The sequence below is a fragment of the Bacillus sp. LL01 genome (genome assembly GCF_001037965.1).
Genome location: NZ_LFEL01000003.1, coordinates 51980 through 71644 on the forward strand (window position 1 = coordinate 51980; position 19665 = coordinate 71644).

Below are 19665 nucleotides of genomic sequence, written 5' to 3' on the forward strand. Positions count from 1 at the left end.
AAAAGAGCCTTATAAAAAAGGGGATTAGAAGATGAGTGTGGAAAATGCATTTCAGGAACTTCAGCTGAAAATGAATGCACAACCTGAAGGGATTCAACGTTTGAACGCAGTATATCAGTTCAATTTAAATGACGATAAAGTGTATCAGTTTGCATTTCATGAGGGCCAGGTAGAGATGGCAGAGGGGGAGGGTAAATCTCCGGACTGCACACTACAATTATCGGACGAAAATGTTTTGAAAATGATAGAAGGTAATTTCAATACCACGATGGCCTATATGACTGGAAAGCTGAAGGTTAAAGGGGATATTGGATTGGCATTGAAGCTTCAATCCGCATTGGAGAAATATCAATAGAAAGATTTAGTAGAGGCAGGCGAAATGATCGCTTGTCTATTTTTATGGATATTAATTAAATGACACAGGCATTTTCTATCAGAATGAATATACTTTTAGTAGATTGATAGAGGGGGTGAAAAATATGGGAGTATTATATGTAGAATGCAAAAAATGCTGCAAGAAGAAATGTGAATGTCATCATCATTGTAGACGCCGCCATGAAACGGACAATGCTGTTATGGGGACGATGTCACGCCGCCGTCATCATAAATGTGGATGCAACAGTTGGGGATCTAGCAGTAGCAGATACGACGACTAATAGTGATTAAGAGATAGATAAGCGTAAACTCGCTTGTCTATTTTTTATTTTGTTTAGATAGAAAGCTCCGTAAACAATCCAAGAAAGATATTCAATAGGAATATCTTTCGCCTACATACTAATTAGACCAGAATAATTTTAAGATATTGAAACAAACTAACTAATAGAAATTTTATATATTGAAAGGCAGGTCCATTCAAATATGGAGAACACCCACGAACACATTCGTCTCACCTCAGCGGAAATAGGGCACTTGTGGAGCAGCTATCTTTTTGAAACGTCCGTTCATCATATGTTCAGTTATTTCTTAATGCATGTGGACGATCCTGATAATGCAGAGTATGTGGAATATTGCTTGCAAGTCTCCAAGCGACATGTTCAAGATTATATAAAAATTTTCAAAAAAGAGAATTTCCCTGTTCCAAGAGGAATAACTTCAGAAGACATAAATCCAAAAGCTCCACGTCTATTTTCTGATGTATTCTATCTTCATTACATAGATGGAATGGCCAAGTTTGCGTTGAACGGATTTTCTCTTGCTGTTTCTGAGGTATCTCGTAAAGATGTCAGAGAGGTTTTTCATCTGCATCTTGATGCTCTTCAGAAAGTGACGGAGATGGGGAAGAGGCTTCTGTTGGCGAAGGGAATCCATTCAAGGCCACCATATATCTCCACTCCGGAAACTATAGAATTTGTGAAAAATGGCCATTTTTTTGCTGGATTAACGGATGAGAAGCGGCCGTTGACTGTAATCGAAATGAACCAACTCTTTCAGAATGTTCGTTCCAATGCGCTAGGGAAAGCTTTGTTGAAAGGGTTTATGCAGGTGACAGATGACAAGAAACTGTGTGCGTATTTTGAGAAGGGTAAACTGCTGGCGAATAAATATGTAACGGTGTTTTCTACTATCCTGCTGAAAGAGGATTGTAATGTCCCCTCCACTTATGGAAGTGAAGTGATGGATGCAACAGTAGCACCTTTTTCGAATCGCTTTATGTTGAATCACGTCACACATTTGATTTCGTATGGAACGGCCAGTTACGGATTATCAATGGCGTTGAGCCCTCGCAAGGACCTTGCTTTGATGTATATAAAGATAATGGGGGAAGTGATGACGTTTGCAGCAGGTGGAGCAAAGCTTATGGTCAAGCATGGCTGGCTAGAACAGCCTCCAACGAAAGTCAATCACAAGCTTTGTGAAGAGTGAAAAAAATAGAGAGCCATTAAGGGGTCTCTATTTTTCGAAATATAGATGATAATGCAGCTGACAACCAGGATTGAATGATGAATGACATTTTGGGCAAATCGAATGGCTGTTCAAGTACTCGTGGATTGTTAGTTCGTTCTGGCAGTTCCCACATAGAATAGCTTTTGCGTGAAACTCCTCTTTTGGCCAGACGCTGATAGGGTGACGAGCATGCTCTTCATGGCATTTGTAGCAAGGGTAATAAACGCCGCAGCAATGGAACTTAATGGCGATGATATCCTTCTCTGAATGGTAGTGGATGCAGCGTGTTTTGTAATCAACAGTGGAGCCGAGTACTTTAACAGTCATTCCATCAATCCTTTTACAATTATTTAGTATGGCCGCCAGACAATCTCACCAGACATAGTCTCCTGATCGATTTCCACCTGGAAGTCATTTTTTTCATAGAAGTGAACAAGACGGTCCACGTGGTCCCAGTCACGTTTGGCAATATCACCAGAAATATATTGGATGTTCTGATCTTTGGCAACTTCTTTTAAATAGTTCAGGCAGATGGTGCCGTAGCCTTTGTTTTCAGGACCCTTAATATCACCAATGAAAATGGTGTCATCTTCTTTGTAGGTCGCCTGGATGGAAAAGTCCCACTGGCCGCGATAGGCAGACTCACAATCGTTGAGCATGATTTTACAGGAGTTGTTATCGTAGTTTGTATAGATAACGACCCAGTTATCTTCTTTTGTCTGGTCGATGCCGATCACTTGCCATTTCTTTGCAATTTCTTTCATGTTCTCTTTCATGCGGAACATTTGGAATTCCAAGTCATCCAGTTCCTGTTTGATTTCCTCTTTATCTTTTGTCTCCTCTTCGGCCATGAATAAGCTTGTAAAAGACATCCAATTCCCCCTTAAAACGTGGTCCTATTATACATCGCTGTTGATCTCCGTGCCAGGCTTCGCTTTCCGCGGGGCAATTGTGGAGCCTCCTCGCACAAAGATAGTTTTTATTTTTCCGTGCATAATAGACAATCAGCATTTTATTATACAGACATCATACAAAAAATTCAAATCAATGATGACAAAAATAAAAGCAAGTTATCACAAAGGACAACTTGCTTCTATCTTATTTATTCGAATAAAGGCGCTAATTAAATGATGTATAGCGCAATTAGTAACTTGCTTCATCACAAGCATTATAAGTTGTCCCCTACATGGGCATGATTTATAAAATGACATAAAAGTATTATATTCGTTTGCCGCGGTATAATTCCATGGTAGTTTCCCTTACTTAAACAACGTAAGCCCTACCTCTCATACGTCCTTACGGCTCCTAGGCCGTGCCAGATCGATTAAGCCTCTGTGAAAAACTATATGGAACGCCAGTGCATCCTTGTGACACGTTGGTATTGCTTAAGAATGTCATAACGTTCTTCCTTTCTATATCAAGTTACTAATATTAATGGGCTTGCACCCAAACCCTTATTATACATGAACTGTGCAAGAAGTCAACCCTCTTGAGTTTATTATCTATTAATCTTTTGCTTGATTTTTCGAAATGATGATTCTGTTACCACATCTCGCCTATTCGGTACAGGGCATCACGGAGTAAGAAATCGTATATAAGCCCCCTTGACAACGGACTATACAAGAGCAGTTTTTTCTTTTATGCTAAATGGAGGTAAATATTAGTAGCAAAGGAAGTGTCTATATGACCTATCAATCAAATGTACAGGAAACCTTTTCATTAATAAAAGATCTTGTTTCCATACCGAGCCCTTCAGGCAACACGGAGAAAGTAATCAATTTAGTGGAAAAGTATCTTGGAGAATGTGGCGTGGAGACATACCGAAATAGAAAAGGTGGATTAATTGCTACCATTAAAGGGAGCAATGACAAAGAGCATCGTATGCTGACAGCGCATGTAGATACCCTCGGTGCCATGGTGAAAGAGGTTAAATCCAACGGAAGATTAAAGCTTACTACAGTAGGTGGTTTCCGCTGGAATTCAGTGGAGGGGGAATACTGTCAAATAGAAACCTCTTCAGGGAAAATATATACGGGAACAATTCTAATGCACCAGACCTCTGTCCATGTGTATAAAAATGCAGGAGATGCTCCCAGAAACGATGAAAATATTGAAGTCCGAATCGACGAAAAAGTAACCAACGCCAAAGAGGTGCGAGCACTTGGAATTGAAGTGGGGGACTTTGTTTCATTCGATCCTCGTGTTCAAATTACAGACAGTGGCTATATTAAGTCGAGACATCTGGACGACAAAGCAAGCGTCGCAATCTTGCTTAAACTGATCAAATTCATTCAATCTGAAAAAATAACACTTCCATACACGACACATTTCTTGATTTCCAATAATGAAGAGATTGGCTATGGCGGTAACTCCAACATCACTCCGGAAACAGTGGAATATCTTGCAGTAGATATGGGAGCTCTGGGGGATGGACAATCCTCGGATGAATACACGGTTTCCATCTGTGTAAAGGATTCAAGCGGTCCATATCATTATGGCCTAAGAAAGCATCTTGTCGACCTTGCCAATAAAAACAATGTAGATTACAAAGTGGATATCTATCCATTCTACGGTTCGGACGCATCTGCTGCCATCCGTTCAGGTCACGATATCATCCATGGTCTCATAGGACCTGGAATAGAATCCTCCCATGCGTTTGAACGGACTCATGAGAGTTCCATCCGGAATACGGAGAAGCTTATTTATCATTATTTGTTGTCTGAGATGGTGAAGTACTAGAGAATGTTTCAAATATACAATTGAAAAACAGTATCCCTTGGAATTATAGGGATGCTGTTTTTTAGTTGAAAAGTATCATGTAAAATACTCAATCCTCGCCTGTGGAAAATACGAATGGATATATTCAGATAAAGTCTCCTTGATTTCCGTTGCCTCATCCTTTTTATAGACATACTTTCCGATTCCATAACGTCCCCATTTGTATTGGCGTTTTGCTTCATCAAGTTCAAGCTTTGTCATTGGATAGTTCTGCTGGATGACCCTTTTGGCAGGCTTGGTGAATCTGTGCTGAATCAATTCAAAGGTCAGGTCCTCAGTTGCGCTGGCAGGAAGTTTGTCGTAAAGCTTCTGGAACAAAGTCTTGTAACCTTCCTCCCATCCATCGTGCAAGTAGATGGGAGCGACGATAAATCCAAGCGGATAATCTGCATTTGCCACTTTAGCGGCTGCTTCTATTCTAAGGTCTAGAGAAGAGGTTCCCGGTTCAAAGTTTTTGATGACGTAATCGGCATTGACACTGAAGCGGAATCTAGTTTTTCCGCGGTGATCGGCATCTAAAAGATGATCGACATGATGGAATTTCGTAACAAAGCGTAGGAGACCATGTTCTGATTTACCGAAGTACTCTATCGCTTTTTTTAAGGAATGTGTCAGATGGTCAATTCCTACGATATCCGAGGTACATGAGGCCTCAAATCTCGTGATTTCGGGAGCGCGTTCCTGCATGTATTTATCGGCAGCGTCAAATATCTCGTCCAGATTTACGTATGTTCGGATATAGGGTTTGCTTCCCATTGTTGTTTGTAAGTAACAATAGTGGCAATGCCCCATACAGCCAGTAGCGAAGGGGATTGCATATTCTGCGGAAGGTTTGGATGAATCGAACTTCAATGTTTTTCTTACTCCGACAACAAGCGTCGATTTAGCGGTTCTGTATTTTTGAAAATCATTATCTCCAGGAAGGTTTCTAATTTGATTATGTGAAGTGGTTTCCCGAATCTCCAATCCCATCGACTCAAACTTCTCTTTCAATTCCATCCCAAGCGGGTAGTCGAGGGCCTTTGGTTCAATATAAACAAGCTGTGGAACAAACGGCTTCAATCAAATCCCTCCTTATTATTCGTATGTTGGTCCAAAATAATCGTTATACAGTGCTTCCGCTTCCTCTAGAGACGTGAAAAACACAAATTCATCAGATAAAGGATAGTAGGTGTCATATAAGAAAATAGATAATTGTCCGTCCTCATAAGGATTTGCCACAATGCTTGCTTGCTGGACAGTTGCGACATTCTGAGTATGGGGGTTGCGATAAAATAGGTAAACGACATCTCCTTCCTTAAGGGAAGATGATTGTGCTTGCTCATAAAGTTCCATTACATTCACCTGCTTTTTGGTAGGTTCTTTTCTTCTTTTGCGTTGCTACTTTTATAGTTTTTAATAAAGGGGGAAAATTATCCTTGAGAAAATATGGGAGTGAAATAAGATGGAAACATTTCCTTTTTAGTTTTAGTTTTTTAAATATTTTGAAACTTATAGTTGCCCTCAAACGTCTAATGTATAGGAATATACTGGGAGGAGGATGTTTGATGAATCATGTTGATTTAAGACCGAAGAAAAGGTCTGCATTTCGTATTTGGCTTGGAACGCAATTTTACATAATAAAGCGCTGGTTTGAATGGAAAATGGGGGATAAAACTTATGCGGAAGAGTTAACAAATGAAAAGCTTCCATATAAAGCTTTCGCTCATAAAACTCCAACCCTGCGGAAGTTGAAGAATGTGGATATGTGGTATCAGCATAAAAAAGTGATCAATTTGAGACTTGCTGTGGAAAAGCTGAATGGTCTTGTCATCAGGCCAGGAGAAACATTTTCGTATTGGAAACTTATTGGAAACCCTACAAGAAGGAAGGGCTATGTGGATGGTATGGTGCTTTTTTATGGCACATATAAACCTGGACTTGGCGGAGGGTTGTGTCAATTGTCTAATCTTATCTACTGGATGACGTTGCATACTCCGCTAACCGTTACGGAGCGGTACCGCCACAGTTTTGATGTTTTTCCTGATAGCAGGAGGACTCAGCCGTTTGGAAGTGGAGCGACCTGCTCATATAATTATCTGGATTTGCAGCTTAGAAATGATTCAGACCAGCCTTTTCAACTATGTGTTTGGCTGGAAGGAGACTATTTGGTTGGGGAGTGGAGAATGGCCAATCCCCCGCTTCATCAATATAAAGTGTATGAAAAGGAACATAGTATCACAACAGCGTATTGGGGAGGTTATCTTCGTCACAACATCATTCACCGAAAAGTCATGAATTTGGATGGGAATAAAGTTGATGACCAATATATTACCGAAAATCATGCTATTATGATGTATGAGCCACTCTTGGAAGCAGCGGAGCAAAGTGGCTAATCTACGTCTAAAGGTGTGTGTACTAAAATGATTTCCATTCCAAAAGAAATGAAAGACCAGATGATAGGCAAGATACAAGCCTATTTTCAGGATGAACGCGACGAAGAGATCGGTGAACTTGGAGCGGACCTTCTATTGGACGTCTTTATGAAAGAACTAGGGCCGTATTATTACAATCAGGGTATTGCTGATGCGAAAGCTTTGATGGAAGAGCGTTGGGTAACTGTTGAAGAGGACATCGAAGCCCTGAAGCGGTCTACCGGGGGCGGCAGGTACAGGTAAAGTTTTTGACGTGTTTCTTCTATATAAGGTGACATAATGAAAACAATTTTTTTGGCTTTGTAGGCCAGAGAGGTTGTTTTTTTGTTTTGGGTTTTAGGAGGAGGGTGTACATATTGTGGCTTTCGACACAAGGGTCGAAAATCCTGCTGGGGTCTGACCCTTTATTTGCTTTATTTGACCTTTTATTTTGTGACCCATTTTTTAGAGAGTTAACACGTTTTGCTTTTTTGGTTTAGTGGAATGAATGGAGTAGAGGTGGTGATGGTAATGAAAGCGAATGTGTTGGTGATTGGGGGCGGTGTTGGCGGATTGACGGTAGCGCTGAAGCTTGCGAAGTGTGGTATTGGGGTTACGGTTGTGGAACAGGTCAAAGGTAGTACTCATATGTACAAGGGAGAATTGGTGCAGCCGAAGACGTTGCAGATCTTTGAGAAGAATGGAATTCTCAAAAGTGTATTGGACCAAGGTCATATTATAAACAAAATAGAGCTGATAGAAAAGAATAAGCTCGATAAGAAGCCCTCCCTACCGATGCAATCCATGAGTTATAACATATTACCGGAACCATATAACTTCGCGTTGATGATTCCCCATGAAACATTGAAAAAAATCCTACTAGAGGAAGCTGAGAAATACCCTTCCTTCAAATATATACAGCCTGGAAGGTTTATAGGCTTTGAAGGTAAAAAAGCAAAGGTGAGAATAGAAAAAGAAGAAGTATTGCTTGAGGCAGATTACTACATTAGTGCAGAGGGCCGTAAATCGAAAATCAGAGAAACGATGGGTGTGCCGAAAAAGGAGAAGAAGTATGACCATCACTTTCTGACCGTTACCTTTCCGAGGCCTGAAACATTGACAGAGGGAAAAATTATCTCCACTGATGATACATTCCTTGGACTTTTCCCTTTACCGGATAATCTTGTGCGAACGGTGTATCTGATTCCTAAAGGTACCTACAAGGAAATGATAGAAGAAGGGCTGGAATCTTTTTATAAAAAGTATTTGGAACTTTATCCTGAACTGGATGGTTATGTACAACAAATCGATTCATGGAAAAAAATCCAACTTATGATTCCGGTACATTATCATGTTTCCAACTATGTGAAGGATAACGTGGCATTGCTTGGGGATGCAGCGCATAGCGTCCATCCGATGGCAGGTGAAGGGATGAACCTCGCCATTCAAGATGGTGATGTGTTAGGTGAACTCCTTTGTTGGATGTACGACAATGACCAGCATAGCACCGAGAAACTTTCCTATTACGAAAATGTAAGGAAGCCTAGGGTCCGACATGTATTAAAATTGAGCCATCTTTCAGCTCTTGCCTATTCCAGGCCTTTAAAATCCTTGGTGTCTTGGAGAAGTAAGGTGATGGAACAGCTCACGAATGATCCGGTTCTTCATACTAAGCATATGTTGAATATTTCCGGACTCGGCATATGGAAGGAGTCACTGGTTGACCGGGTCATTCAGACCGGGGTGGCCCCTAAAAGGAAGGAGCGGGAAAATCACCTAATCGATCGTCGACATCTTTTTACAGAAGAAGAAGATTACCCGTGGAGAGAGAAGAAGGAGGAAGCATAGGTATGATAAGTGAATATGTAAGGCTTTTAAAAGCAAGAGGGTATATGAAAAGAAATCTACCATTCCTTTATAGTTGGCATGCCTATGTTGGATATGAACTGGATTTATATGAAGCATTCAAGAAACCGAAGACAATAATGGAAGTTGCTCAGGAACAAGACTTGAAAGAAGATCTTTTAAAAAGATGGGTTGAGGTTGGCGGGGTCATCGGCTATTTGAAAAAGAAATCCAAAGAACGCTACCAGACGGTCAAAAAGTTCATGGTCCCTTCCAGTAAGAATAACCCGAGGTCCACTGGTGTACTGTTGAAAGAAATGATGGAGTTGCATATTCCGACACTGATAAAATATCCGAAGATGATGAAAACAGAAAAGAAAGAACAGTTTAATCAAAAGGAACATGGCATGGTCGTGGCGCAAACGTCCTCACTGTTGGAGCAGCTGGCCATACCGAGGGTCATGAATGTAATGAAAAAGGCCAAACCGAAAACAGTGGTGGATGTTGGTTGTGGTAGTGGAGGCTATCTTCTGAAACTCTCACAAAAGTTTCCTAAAGCAACGATGCTCGGGATAGAGTTGAATGAAGATGTGGCAGAAGAAGCAAGCAGAAACTGTGAAAAACAAGAACAAATCAAGATAGTTTGTGAGGATGTTCATAAATGGTCACCAGATGAAAAAGTGGACTTTGTCATGTTGAACAATATTCTTCATTATATATCCCCGGATGACCGAATCCAACTGTTCAAGAGAATCAGCGAATGGCTTCCGAAAAAAGGGACGTTATCGGTGGTAACACCTATTCATAATTCAAAGCATGGAGGACAATTTTCCAGCGTGTTCAACAGTTTTTTTACAGCGTTCGATAATTTGTACCCTCTCCCATCAGAAAGTGATCTCGAACATCTAGCCGATATGGCACAACTGAAAGTGGAAAAATTGAAGCCGGTTATTAAAGAGGGTGGATGGTATCAGATCACTTTTAAGAAAATAAAATAGTTTAACACAGTAAAGTAAACAAGGGCTGAGCTTTGGAGAAATTCCAGGTTCAGCCTTATTTTTTGGATCAATAACCCTCTACTAGAATAGTTTTCCTTATCCTTCTAATATAAGGAAAACTCGTAATAGTCCCTTAATATACTCGTTATGTACGTAACCTAAATGTTATTCTACTGTTCTTTGAATCTATCAGAAAAATGTTATGATGGTACCACTGAGTCAAATACATAGGAGGTATTTAGTATGAAAAAGACCATGGTATCCTTGGTAACGGCAGCGGCCCTTGCAGGCACGTTCAGTTTAGGTGCGAATGCCTCTGCTGCAGAAGTTACGGTAAAGAAAGGCGATACTCTTTGGGACATCGCTAAAGCTAATAACATATCAGTAGAAGAGATAAAAGATTGGAACGGACTATCAAGCGACGTTATCTTCCCACAAGATCAATTAAAAGTGGCATTATCTGAACGCTACAAAATTGAAAAGGGCGATACGTTATGGGGAATCTCCCAAAACTATGAAGGTGTTACCTATCAGAAACTAGCAGAATGGAATTCCATTGCTAACCCTGATTTAATTTATGCAGGAGACGATCTAGTAATTTATGTGAATGGTAATCCAGTCCCTGTAGAAGCTCCTGTCAAAGAAGAGGCGCCAGCAGAAGAAGCACCAGCTGAAGAGCCTGTAACAGAAGAGCCAGCGGAAGAAGTACCTGCTGAAGAACCTGCTGAAGAACCTGTAACAGAAGAACCAGCAGAAGAAGCACCAGCTGAAGAGCCTGTAACAGAAGAACCAGCGGAAGAAGTGCCAGCTGAAGAACCTGTAACAGAAGAGCCAGCAGAAGAAGCACCAGCTGAAGAACCTGTAACAGAAGAGCCGGCTCAAGAAGAAGAAACAGCAGCTGATCCGGAAGTAGCGCAGGAATTAACGATGACAGCGACTGCTTACACAGCAACATGTGAAGGTTGCTCCGGTATTACTGCAACAGGAATCAACTTGTTGGAAAATCCTGACATGAAAGTAATCTCTGTTGATCCAGATGTTATTCCTCTAGGATCCAAAGTTTGGGTTGAAGGATATGGTGAAGCAATCGCTGGAGATACTGGTGGAGCAATCAAAGGAAACAAAATTGATATCTTCATTCCAGAATACAAAGATGCTATCAACTATGGTGTACAAGAAGTACAAGTTAAAGTTTATAAGTAATTTAGAGGAAGAGGGGTTGCCTAATGTGATTGGGTGGCCTCTTTTTTTTGGCATCTGATTTTTGGGTAACGGTAAAATAAAATTTCCCTTCCCCTTTGAACATATTTCTATTAAAATATGAGAATATTTCCAACTATTAAATAGGGAGAGGTAATTATTATGATCAGAAGACTGACAGAAAGGGACCACGATGTATGCTTTGCTTTTTTGGGTGAACAGCCGGCAGAAAACCTGTTTATAATTGGGGACATCGAGGCTTACGGATACGAAAAGGATTTTCAGAAGTTGTGGGGGGAATTTGACGAAGGTGGGGCGCTTAAAGCCGTTCTACTGAAATATGAAGAAAATTATATCCCTTATGCAAATTCAAACTTTGATGCAGAAGGCTTTGCGAACATTATGCTGAGTGATCCGAATTTCAATATGATGTCAGGTTTGAAAGAAATAACTGCGAAGATTGAACCGTTTGTCAAGCATCGTTTAAAAAGAAAGAGACAGACCTATTATGCAAAATGTACAGCTCTGTCATCGGGTTTAGCAAAAACTGTTGATACTTCCGCAGTCCTTCAGGCCACTTCACAAGATGCCGAAAAACTGGTTGAATTATTGAATTCCATCCCAGAGTTCAGTGACTCCAACATTACAGTGGAAAGAAAAAGGCGTGGGCTAGAAGAAGGGGTTTCCCGGTCCTATTATGTGGAGGAAAACGGTAGAATGGTTTCTACCGCTTCCACTACAGCAGAAAACACCCTTTCTGCCATGGTAGTGGGGGTAGCAACCTTGGACGCCTTTAAAAAGAAAGGATATGCAACGCAGTGTATGGTCAAATTGTGTACCAAGCTCCTTGGAGAGGGCAAAGAGTTGTGCCTGTTCTATGACAACCCAAATGCAGGAGTGATCTACAAGCGTATCGGATTTCAGGATATCGGGTTCTGGATGATGTATTCGTTTCATGGTCAAGAATAAAAAAAACTGCCTCACAAATAGTATGCGCCAGAGTTTTCTCACCATCACATCCCAAGTAGAAAGTTTTATGAGGTTGCTAAAGTGGAATAAGGTAATAGGCAACTGAAAATATAAACGAGGCGATAGGATGAATTTTAAAGAAGAAGCTCGCTACTGGAAAGAGCAGATAGATTTTAAAAAAGTATGGGCGCCAGGATTGCTTATTCTTGCTGGGATAGGACTCATGATCACTGCAACCGTTCTGTTCCTTGAGCTGGCAGAGGATGTGTGGGAACAGGAGAAATTCACATTTGACCATGTAATTATGGAGTATTTTCAATCCGTAGAAAACGGAACCTTAAACACTGTGTTCAAGCTTATAACAGAAACAGGTTCTGTCTGGTGGATAACGATAGCTAGCGTTTTTACGGTCTTATTCCTTTGGTTGAGAAAACGGGATGTGCTAGGTATCCTGTTTTTCGTCCTGGCGATTGCTGGGGGAGGTAGTTTCATCTTTGTCTTAAAATACGTCTTTCAGCGGGAGCGGCCTTCATTGGCTCCGGAATACGATGGAAACGGATTTAGCTTTCCAAGCGGTCATGCGCTAGGGAGTTTTATATTATACGGGTTTCTTATCTACTTTATTGGAAGAGAGAAACGTTTCTTTAAAACGAGAATGCTTGCAATCGGTCTGTTGTCGGTTCTTATCATCAGTGTAGGCCTCAGCAGGGTCTACCTTTATGTCCATTATCCGAGTGATATACTGGCGGGTTATGCCGTCGGGCTCATCTGGTTAATCTGTTGCATATTCTCGATGGAAATGATGAGGGTGTATCGGGACAAGGATAAGCGGGCGTCTATTTCAAACCTTATTCATCATAGAAAATAAATTAGGACGATCCATGTATGGGTCGTCCCAGTGTGTAGACAAAGTTATTTTATTCTATGGAATATGCATTAACCAGGTTGATCGCAGTGGAAGGCGCGCAGACTACTGCGGGAGGAGGGGACAGGGAAGACCCCGCAAGGCGTAGCCGAGGCCACTGAAAAAGTACTGAATTTTAGTTCTTGGGTAAACACCGCTGTTGATTTCCGCAAATAGCTTCGCTTTCCGCGGGGCGACCTTGAGCCTCCTCGGGCTGCGCCCTGCGGGGTCTCAAGATTGTCGCTACTCCCCTGCAGGAGTCTACGCTATTTGCTCCAATCCACAGCTAGAAACCATTAAAAACAATTTGTTTTCAGTTTTTCAGTGCCCTCGCTTAGCCTGAGGAGGCTTCCGGACCGCCCGCGGAAAGCGAAGCGCCTGGAACGGAGATATCAACAGCTAGATGCAGTTTCAAATATTTTCAAAGCTTTGTCAACAGTCTGGGACGGTCCCGGTATGGGCCGTCCTATTTTATTTGACCTTCTATTTCCTCATTGAATTTCTCGCCAACTTCATCTCCATCAGTTGTACCGTATGCTTCTTGTAACACTGGTTGGAGTTTTTCCATCATTATTGTTTGTTTATATAAGTCCCTGTCATATTCATGATTCAATTCCTCTAGCGTCATATTTAATGCTTCAGCATACGCTTTTTGCTGAGGAAACTCACTTTGGTCCGGCCCTTCTTTTATCCATGCATCCAGTTCATCTTCTGAAACAGAAACATTATATTTATTTTCGGCAACGGACATAAATGCTTCGTAATACTTAAGATTATAATCCGCTTTCTCCATGGCTTCCTCTTTGGTAAGGTCTCTTTTGTTCATAAGCCTTTCATCACCGATTACACGGATTACCCATTTTTCCAGCTCTTTGTTTTCGATTTCCATTTCCCTGGCGCGATCTACGATATGCTCCATGATGAATTTATACTCATCATAGGAAAGCTCGGTGCCAGCAAATAGGCCATCCAGGGGTCCAGGCTCATTTGTCTCTTTTTGTTCCCCGCAGGCTGTTAACATTATGAGTGAACAGACGATAATAGAGATAACAAGTTGTTTTTTCATGAATTCTCACCTATTGCTTTTTCTTTTAATCCTACCAATAAACGAGGTGGAGGGCAAAGCAAAGGGTCAGATAGGGCATGACGTATTGGGAGTGAGGGCTTTGTTGAAATTTATCTCTGCATTTATGATGATTTCTATAATTGGCGTCATCGGATATCATTATTACGATTATGTAGATGGGGGTTCGTTGTTTTCCTCGACTACGCTAGCAAGTGTTCAGGAGATTGATCATCAGGAATATGAGGATGATATTATATATCAGGAAAACAGGGAGATAAGCACGTTAGAGGTTTTATCGGTCCAACATAAATATTTAAACAATGTGACAGGATGGGGAGGCGCTGACACAGTCAACCTTCGTAATTTAAAAACGTCCGATGAATGGAAAGAACTGAAGGCGGCCGTAAAATGGCTAAAAGCGGAGGGGTTTGCTCCATCCAAAGTATGGAATGATATGGAAAATGCCAGTGCGCTTATCACCCTTGTCGAGAGAAACGATGACAGAACGGCGCTCAAATATTTACACCGCATTTTTCATGATTTGGATGTAACACTAAATGAAGTTACAGAGGAAGAAGGCGAAACAAACATTTGGGGTATTACCCATGCGCAAGGTAACAGCCGAGAAATCAGAAGAGTGAACAATTATTTGAAAAAGAACTTTTAAGCGGATTAAATTTCCGCTTATTTTTTTGCAAAAAATTCAAATAATTTGTTGTGAAAACAAAGGTTTTTGTCCATATCTGTAGAAATAGTAATTGTATGTGAAAGGAGAGAAGGAGGAATCCGTCGTGAAAATCACAGAATTTATGGGCAATAAAGTATGCACCCTGATGATGGACTCAGAAGGACATAAAGTGAAAATCGAATTTATGTATTCCGAAATGCATCCAGAAATTCTTGACTTTAGCTTCCGAATCAATGGTAATCCTTCCTTGCAAACAAGAAATATAGTAAATGATCTTGCAGAAAAGAAAATGCAGGAGCTTTTTCTTAAATTAACTCACAATGTACTTTAGAGGACTCTTTATAGGGTCTTTTTTTCTTGTCCAATTTAACAGAACAATGAGATAATGTGAAGGAAAGCAAAGGGGGAGTACATAATGCCGATAACAACGGAACAGATTCAAAAATGGGATGAAAAAGATTCCTTAAAGGAATATCGTAAAGAATTTTACATAAAAAAAGATTCAATCTATATGGATGGAAACTCACTTGGACTTCTATCGAAGAGAGCAGAGGCATCTTTATTGAGTATGCTGGATACGTGGAAGAACCTTGGAATAGATGGCTGGACAAGCGGGGATGAGCCTTGGTTCTATTTTGCGGAAAAGCTAGGGGAGTTAAGTGCAACATTAGTTGGAGCGAAAAAGGAAGAAGTGATGGTGACAGGTTCCACAACGAGTAACCTTCACCAGTTACTTGCAACGTTCTATAAACCGGAAGGGAACAGGACGAAAATCGTTGCGGATGAATTGAATTTTCCCTCTGACATCTACGCGATACAGAGCATCCTAAAGCTAAAGGGCTTAAACCCGGAAGAGCATCTTATAAGAGTGAAAAGCCGGGATGGCCATACCATTAACGAGGAGGATATTATCCATTCTCTGAATGAAGACGTGGCGATGCTCATTTTGCCGACTGTGCTATATCGCAGTGGGCAACTGTTCAACATTGAAAAAATAACGAAGGCTGCACATGAAAAAGGCATTTTAGTTGGTTGGGACGGCTGCCATTCGGTAGGTGCCATTCCTCATGAGTTCCACAATTGGCAAGTGGACTTCGCGTATTGGTGCAATTACAAGTACCTCAATGCCGGTCCCGGTGGAGTAGGTTCACTGTTTGTACATGAGAAGCACTTCCATGAGACTCCCGGTTTAACGGGCTGGTTCGGGTCAGATAAGCAAAAGCAATTTGATATGGAGCATACCTTTACGCCTGCAACTACGAGTGGAGCATACCAGATCGGAACACCTCACATATTTAGTATGGCTCCATTGCTTGGGTCATTACAAATGTTTGAAGAGGTAGGAATGGTGAAAATCCGCCAGAAATCCCTGCACCAGACAAGAGTATTGATGGAACTTATTGAACAAGAACTATCCGGATTCAATTTCCAGCTTACAAATCCAAAAGTGGATACTTACCGCGGAGGTCACGTCAGCCTCGAGCATCCGGAAGCAGCCCGGATATGTAAATCATTAAAGGAATTAGGGGTCGTACCTGATTTCCGCAAACCGAATATTATCCGACTTGCACCTGTTGCACTCTATACTACTTACAAAGATGTATATGAGACGGTTCAAATAGTAAAGCAGATTATGCAAGAGAAGCACTATGAAAAGCACTCTAATGAACGAGAAGTGGTAGCATAAGGGGGAAGCAAGCAAATGAAAGTGTACGATATATCAAGACAACTTAGTGAGAGTACCCCTACATGGCCAGGGGATACTCCATTCAATTACACTGTAAACTGGTCAAAGGAGCACACAGGATCAGTCAATGTCGGAAGTGTCAAAATGAGCGTTCATACTGCAACTCATGTGGATGCACCATTTCACTTTGATGATAATGGAAAAAGAATGGATGATTTGGATCTCTCTATCTTCATGGGACCTGCAGTTGTAGTGGATGTAAGCCAACATGAAACAGTTGAGCTGAACCATGTGGAGGAAACCATATCTCTTCATCCAACGAAACGAATTCTTTTTAAAACAAATGCATGGGAAATGGAAGAGGAGTTCCCTGTTAAAATACCAACTATATCTGTTGAAGTGGTTAAGCTTCTGGAAAAAATGCAAATACCTCTTATCGGAGTAGATCTCCCAAGTGTGGATGAGCTCGACAGCAAGGACCTGCCTATCCACCATACCTTGCACCAAGCAAATATCTGCATTCTCGAAGGGTTAGACCTGAGGAAAGTGGAAGAAGGCGAATACCAGTTGATTGCACTACCATTAAAGCTTAAAGGCGCAGATGGAAGCCCCGTGAGAGCAATACTTATAAAAGACTAGCTGTCAAAATTTGCTTTCCCATCCTACTTTTCATACAATAGACCTAATCTATTATGGTGAGGTACTAAAATGAAAAAATGGCAAAAGAACAGTTTGGTAACCATTGGTATCATTGTTAGTGTAGCAGCTGTTGCCTGTCTCTATCTGCTTGCTACACCTTATAAATTAGTCAATCAAGACAGTATGGAGTCGACAGACAAAGTTGTCGTAAAAGAAGACAGGGGATGGATCTCCTTTTTTCCAAAAGAAGAAAACGACGAAATTGGAGTCATCTTTTACCCTGGGGGAAGAGTGGAGGCGGCCGCATACGCTCCAATCGCGAAGTTGGCTGCAGAGCAAGGAGTCCCATTTATCATCGCCAAAATGCCGCTGCATCTTGCGGTGTTGAATCCAAATAAAGCAAATAAAGTAATGAAAAAATTTCCCGATCGGGAGTGGGTTATTGCCGGTCATTCCCTTGGAGGAACAATGGCAGCAAGATATGTAAAAAATAACCCCGAAAAAGTGTCAGGCTTGATTCTGATGGCAGCCTACCCAGCAGAAGGTGATGATTTAACTTCATTTAAAGGAGAGGTTATCACATTAGAAGGACAGCTGGATGGTGTAATAGATGAGGAGGCCCTGACAGAAGCGGATTCTCGTCTGCCATCACAGACCTACACGATTATTGTTCAAGGTGGAAACCATTCTCAATTTGGTGATTACGGGTTGCAAAATGGGGATAATGAGGCGGCAATATCGAAAGAGGAACAGTGGAAGAGAGTGGTACAAGGGGTTGTTAGGAGTTTTTAACTAGCCCCAAACTTGTTGTGCGTCAAAGGCATAATGCTAGAGGAGTAGGTCCAGAAACGGACCTACTCCTCCTTTTAATTGATAATCCCCGTACCTGTGATATGCACACTTACGTTTGGAATGATTTCAATAGTGGGATATACTTCTCGCCACTTAATCTCTTTCCATGTTTTATTGTGATGAACTTTAATATTCTGCCCGATTTTCAATACGTCACTATTCGCTTCTTGTATAATCTTTATCACTTCTTGAGCCTGAAGCTCTATATGCTTAGCAGCTTTTTTTTCCAATTCCTTAACTACTTTTTTATCTATGAGCCCATCTTTTGGATACTCTACAATGGAACCGGATATTTTTAAATCTATGTTTACTTTTATATCAGAAGGGGAGTTTACTTAATTGTCTTTTTCTTCTTTTGCGGCAAAGTGTCTTTTGGACGTGTTCTAATGAATGGCAAGGGGACCCTAATCAATGTGTCTTTCATCTCTGTCCATTTTAATGTGGAAAACGGTGCAAAATAAGGGGTGCCAAATGACTCTAATTTACATAAGTGAATTAATACAAACATAAACAAAAAGCTCATTCCGATCAATCCGAACATGGATGCTATTAGCATAAATGGAAAACCCAACAATCTGATAGAGGAACCCATTTCTGTAATCGGAACAATGAAAGAGGAAATGGCGGTGATAGCAACCACAATTATCATGGTATTAGAGACTAGGTTAGCTTCTACAACTGCTGTCCCGATTACCAATCCTCCGACTACACCAATGGTTTGACCAATCCTGCTTGGTAGCCTGATGGAAGCCTCCCTTAAAATCTCTAATGTAATTTGCATTGCAAAAGCCTCCACTAAGGGAGGGTAAGGAACATATTCCAATGAAACGATGGCTATGTACAAAGCTGGAAGGAGAACAGAAATCAAAAATCCGAGAATACGCAAAAAACGAATAAAGGGTCCAATATACCACCTGCTGTTGTAATCATCAGGTGACTGATAGAAAGTAAAAAAGGTAGTGGGTGCTAAGAGGGCTCCAGGACTGTTTTCGGCAATAATGGCAACCCTACCATCCATCAAGTTGGCGACAGTACGATCAGCCCTTTCCGTACTAAGCATGGTCGGGAATATTGAAAAATTATTACTTAAAAATTCCTCGATATGTCCTGGAGCAAGGACAAAGTCGATATCGATTTCAGTAAGCTTATTTTCAATCAATTGAACTGTATTCTTATTTGCTATATGATCAAGGTAAATTATGCTCACTTTGGTGTGGGAATCATTTCCGATCGTGAAAAACTTAATCTTCAAGTTTGAATTGTGAAGACGCTTCCTAATGATTCTATAAAACCTTCATGCGAACCCCGGATGACACCTTCCGTTTCTGGCTCCGATATATTCCGTGTTTTAAAGTATGAAGCATCAAACACCTGTGCAAGCTCTGAATCTTTTTTCAATAGGATGCAATTTCCATGTAATAAATAATTTGCTACTTCTTTCATACTGTTTGTTTCTTTAACCAAAGCTTGACTTGCAGAGCCTGTTCCAAGCATCGGCTTTATAATTTTTTCTTCCACGAGTTTTTTATCTATGATTGTGTCGATGTATAATAAGTAAGCTTCTTCGTTGTACCGGTGAAGAGACTCCATAATGAAATCCTCCGTATGGACGAAAGTTTCCCTTAAATGAAGCAGGTTTTCCTCCAATTTAGTGGTAAGAACAAGAGGGTCGTTGTTCATCATGGTCTCATTCACCTCCTTTAGAAACAGGGTTTTACTATATTTTCCTAACAAATAGATTTATTTATGCATGAGACCAAAA

The 19665-nt window shown here is 40.9% G+C and carries 22 protein-coding genes and 1 pseudogene; 16 read left to right on the forward strand and 7 right to left on the reverse strand.

The genetic code is table 11. The features are described from left to right. Positions 1 to 31 precede the first annotated feature (31 nt). The 3 genes from AB685_RS09825 to AB685_RS09830 all read left to right on the forward strand — a co-directional run bounded on the left by AB685_RS09825 (position 32) and on the right by AB685_RS09830 (position 1863). Entirely contained in the window at positions 32 to 355 is a 324-nt protein-coding gene (locus AB685_RS09825; RefSeq protein ID WP_047970440.1) for an SCP2 sterol-binding domain-containing protein, read from the forward strand. 170 nt (positions 356 to 525) lie between these two features. Continuing rightward, positions 526 to 666 (forward strand): hypothetical protein, encoded by a 141-nt coding sequence (locus AB685_RS31280; protein WP_157860714.1) that lies wholly within the window; start codon positions 526 to 528, stop codon positions 664 to 666. A 192-nt stretch (positions 667 to 858) separates the two neighbouring features. After that, positions 859 to 1863 (forward strand): DUF3231 family protein, encoded by a 1005-nt coding sequence (locus AB685_RS09830; RefSeq protein ID WP_047970441.1) that lies wholly within the window; start codon positions 859 to 861, stop codon positions 1861 to 1863. A gap of 27 nt (positions 1864 to 1890) precedes the next feature. Here the strand turns inward: AB685_RS09830 and AB685_RS30275 are convergent, their stop codons facing one another. Both AB685_RS30275 and AB685_RS09835 read right to left on the reverse strand, forming a co-directional pair. Continuing rightward, positions 1891 to 2211: a CHY zinc finger protein gene (locus AB685_RS30275; RefSeq protein WP_082153585.1), complete on the reverse strand. Its 321-nt coding sequence runs from the start codon at positions 2209 to 2211 to the stop codon at positions 1891 to 1893. A gap of 23 nt (positions 2212 to 2234) precedes the next feature. Beyond that, positions 2235 to 2756, reverse strand: coding sequence for a hypothetical protein (locus AB685_RS09835; protein ID WP_082153586.1), 522 nt, complete (start codon positions 2754 to 2756; stop codon positions 2235 to 2237). An 811-nt stretch (positions 2757 to 3567) separates the two neighbouring features. Here AB685_RS09835 and AB685_RS09840 point away from each other — a divergent pair. Then, positions 3568 to 4623, forward strand: coding sequence for a M42 family metallopeptidase (locus AB685_RS09840; protein WP_047970442.1), 1056 nt, complete (start codon positions 3568 to 3570; stop codon positions 4621 to 4623). Between the two features lie 75 nt (positions 4624 to 4698). Here the strand turns inward: AB685_RS09840 and splB are convergent, their stop codons facing one another. Both splB and AB685_RS09850 read right to left on the reverse strand, forming a co-directional pair. Then, complete coding sequence (gene splB / locus AB685_RS09845) at positions 4699 to 5724, reverse strand: spore photoproduct lyase (RefSeq protein WP_047970443.1); 1026 nt, start codon at positions 5722 to 5724, stop codon at positions 4699 to 4701. Between the two features lie 15 nt (positions 5725 to 5739). Then, positions 5740 to 5997, reverse strand: a complete 258-nt coding sequence (locus tag AB685_RS09850; protein WP_047970444.1) for a transcriptional regulator SplA domain-containing protein — start codon at positions 5995 to 5997, stop codon at positions 5740 to 5742. A gap of 212 nt (positions 5998 to 6209) precedes the next feature. Between AB685_RS09850 and AB685_RS09855 the strand changes: the two genes are divergently transcribed. The 7 genes from AB685_RS09855 (at position 6210) to AB685_RS09885 (ending at position 12935) form a co-directional block, all read left to right on the forward strand. After that, positions 6210 to 7037 carry a VanW family protein gene (locus tag AB685_RS09855; protein ID WP_047970445.1) on the forward strand — a complete coding sequence of 276 codons (828 nt, stop codon included), beginning with the start codon at positions 6210 to 6212 and terminating at the stop codon, positions 7035 to 7037. Between the two features lie 27 nt (positions 7038 to 7064). Continuing rightward, on the forward strand, positions 7065 to 7319 hold the full coding sequence (locus AB685_RS09860) for a DUF2164 domain-containing protein (protein WP_047970446.1): 255 nt from the start codon (positions 7065 to 7067) through the stop codon (positions 7317 to 7319). A gap of 240 nt (positions 7320 to 7559) precedes the next feature. Then, positions 7560 to 8903: an NAD(P)/FAD-dependent oxidoreductase gene (locus tag AB685_RS09865; RefSeq protein ID WP_241773273.1), complete on the forward strand. Its 1344-nt coding sequence runs from the start codon at positions 7560 to 7562 to the stop codon at positions 8901 to 8903. A gap of 2 nt (positions 8904 to 8905) precedes the next feature. Then, positions 8906 to 9898, forward strand: a complete 993-nt coding sequence (locus AB685_RS09870; RefSeq protein ID WP_047970448.1) for a class I SAM-dependent methyltransferase — start codon at positions 8906 to 8908, stop codon at positions 9896 to 9898. Positions 9899 to 10141: 243 nt separating this feature from the next. Beyond that, positions 10142 to 11101, forward strand: coding sequence for a 3D domain-containing protein (locus tag AB685_RS32360; protein ID WP_047970449.1), 960 nt, complete (start codon positions 10142 to 10144; stop codon positions 11099 to 11101). A 159-nt stretch (positions 11102 to 11260) separates the two neighbouring features. Next, on the forward strand, positions 11261 to 12067 hold the full coding sequence (locus tag AB685_RS09880; protein WP_047970450.1) for a GNAT family N-acetyltransferase: 807 nt from the start codon (positions 11261 to 11263) through the stop codon (positions 12065 to 12067). Between the two features lie 127 nt (positions 12068 to 12194). After that, the gene (locus AB685_RS09885) at positions 12195 to 12935 is read left to right on the forward strand and encodes a phosphatase PAP2 family protein (RefSeq protein ID WP_053073781.1); all 741 of its coding nucleotides are present in this window, start codon (positions 12195 to 12197) and stop codon (positions 12933 to 12935) included. 502 nt (positions 12936 to 13437) lie between these two features. Here AB685_RS09885 and AB685_RS09890 read toward each other — a convergent pair. Beyond that, the gene (locus AB685_RS09890; RefSeq protein ID WP_047970451.1) at positions 13438 to 14037 is read right to left on the reverse strand and encodes a hypothetical protein; all 600 of its coding nucleotides are present in this window, start codon (positions 14035 to 14037) and stop codon (positions 13438 to 13440) included. 124 nt (positions 14038 to 14161) lie between these two features. Here AB685_RS09890 and AB685_RS09895 point away from each other — a divergent pair, with 124 nt between their 5' ends. The 5 genes from AB685_RS09895 (at position 14162) to AB685_RS09915 (ending at position 17843) form a co-directional block, all read left to right on the forward strand. Beyond that, a complete protein-coding gene (locus AB685_RS09895; RefSeq protein ID WP_198530485.1) occupies positions 14162 to 14704 on the forward strand; it encodes a hypothetical protein in 543 nt (180 codons plus the stop codon). Between the two features lie 124 nt (positions 14705 to 14828). Next, a complete protein-coding gene (locus AB685_RS09900; RefSeq protein ID WP_047970453.1) occupies positions 14829 to 15056 on the forward strand; it encodes a hypothetical protein in 228 nt (75 codons plus the stop codon). Positions 15057 to 15140: 84 nt separating this feature from the next. Next, the gene (gene kynU / locus AB685_RS09905; RefSeq protein ID WP_047970454.1) at positions 15141 to 16412 is read left to right on the forward strand and encodes a kynureninase; all 1272 of its coding nucleotides are present in this window, start codon (positions 15141 to 15143) and stop codon (positions 16410 to 16412) included. Positions 16413 to 16427: 15 nt separating this feature from the next. Continuing rightward, positions 16428 to 17051: an arylformamidase gene (gene kynB, locus AB685_RS09910; RefSeq protein WP_047970455.1), complete on the forward strand. Its 624-nt coding sequence runs from the start codon at positions 16428 to 16430 to the stop codon at positions 17049 to 17051. Between the two features lie 69 nt (positions 17052 to 17120). Beyond that, entirely contained in the window at positions 17121 to 17843 is a 723-nt protein-coding gene (locus tag AB685_RS09915; protein WP_047970456.1) for an alpha/beta fold hydrolase, read from the forward strand. Positions 17844 to 17917: 74 nt separating this feature from the next. On the opposite strand, the gene AB685_RS09920 is transcribed toward AB685_RS09915, so the two are convergent. Together AB685_RS09920 and AB685_RS09925 are read right to left on the reverse strand one after the other, a co-directional pair. Further along, positions 17918 to 18220, reverse strand: a complete 303-nt coding sequence (locus AB685_RS09920; protein ID WP_082153587.1) for a Ger(x)C family spore germination C-terminal domain-containing protein — start codon at positions 18218 to 18220, stop codon at positions 17918 to 17920. A gap of 14 nt (positions 18221 to 18234) precedes the next feature. After that, positions 18235 to 19586, reverse strand: a pseudogene (locus AB685_RS09925) (spore germination protein). Between the last annotated feature and the right edge of the window lie 79 nt (positions 19587 to 19665).

Excerpts from the sequence above, each read along its gene's own strand:
- AB685_RS09825 (WP_047970440.1), top strand. The coding sequence starts at position 32 with ATGAGTGTGGAAAATGCATTTCAGGAACTTCAGCTGAAAATGAATGCA.
- AB685_RS09830 (WP_047970441.1), top strand. The coding sequence starts at position 859 with ATGGAGAACACCCACGAACACATTCGTCTCACCTCAGCGGAAATAGGG.
- AB685_RS30275 (WP_082153585.1), bottom strand. The coding sequence starts at position 2,211 with ATGACTGTTAAAGTACTCGGCTCCACTGTTGATTACAAAACACGCTGC.
- AB685_RS09835 (WP_082153586.1), bottom strand. The coding sequence starts at position 2,756 with ATGTCTTTTACAAGCTTATTCATGGCCGAAGAGGAGACAAAAGATAAA.
- AB685_RS09840 (WP_047970442.1), top strand. The coding sequence starts at position 3,568 with ATGACCTATCAATCAAATGTACAGGAAACCTTTTCATTAATAAAAGAT.
- AB685_RS09850 (WP_047970444.1), bottom strand. The coding sequence starts at position 5,997 with ATGGAACTTTATGAGCAAGCACAATCATCTTCCCTTAAGGAAGGAGAT.
- AB685_RS09855 (WP_047970445.1), top strand. The coding sequence starts at position 6,210 with ATGAATCATGTTGATTTAAGACCGAAGAAAAGGTCTGCATTTCGTATT.
- AB685_RS09860 (WP_047970446.1), top strand. The coding sequence starts at position 7,065 with ATGATTTCCATTCCAAAAGAAATGAAAGACCAGATGATAGGCAAGATA.
- AB685_RS09865 (WP_241773273.1), top strand. The coding sequence starts at position 7,560 with ATGAATGGAGTAGAGGTGGTGATGGTAATGAAAGCGAATGTGTTGGTG.
- AB685_RS09870 (WP_047970448.1), top strand. The coding sequence starts at position 8,906 with ATGATAAGTGAATATGTAAGGCTTTTAAAAGCAAGAGGGTATATGAAA.
- AB685_RS32360 (WP_047970449.1), top strand. The coding sequence starts at position 10,142 with ATGAAAAAGACCATGGTATCCTTGGTAACGGCAGCGGCCCTTGCAGGC.
- AB685_RS09880 (WP_047970450.1), top strand. The coding sequence starts at position 11,261 with ATGATCAGAAGACTGACAGAAAGGGACCACGATGTATGCTTTGCTTTT.
- AB685_RS09885 (WP_053073781.1), top strand. The coding sequence starts at position 12,195 with ATGAATTTTAAAGAAGAAGCTCGCTACTGGAAAGAGCAGATAGATTTT.
- AB685_RS09890 (WP_047970451.1), bottom strand. The coding sequence starts at position 14,037 with ATGAAAAAACAACTTGTTATCTCTATTATCGTCTGTTCACTCATAATG.
- AB685_RS09895 (WP_198530485.1), top strand. The coding sequence starts at position 14,162 with ATGATGATTTCTATAATTGGCGTCATCGGATATCATTATTACGATTAT.
- kynU (WP_047970454.1), top strand. The coding sequence starts at position 15,141 with ATGCCGATAACAACGGAACAGATTCAAAAATGGGATGAAAAAGATTCC.
- kynB (WP_047970455.1), top strand. The coding sequence starts at position 16,428 with ATGAAAGTGTACGATATATCAAGACAACTTAGTGAGAGTACCCCTACA.
- AB685_RS09915 (WP_047970456.1), top strand. The coding sequence starts at position 17,121 with ATGAAAAAATGGCAAAAGAACAGTTTGGTAACCATTGGTATCATTGTT.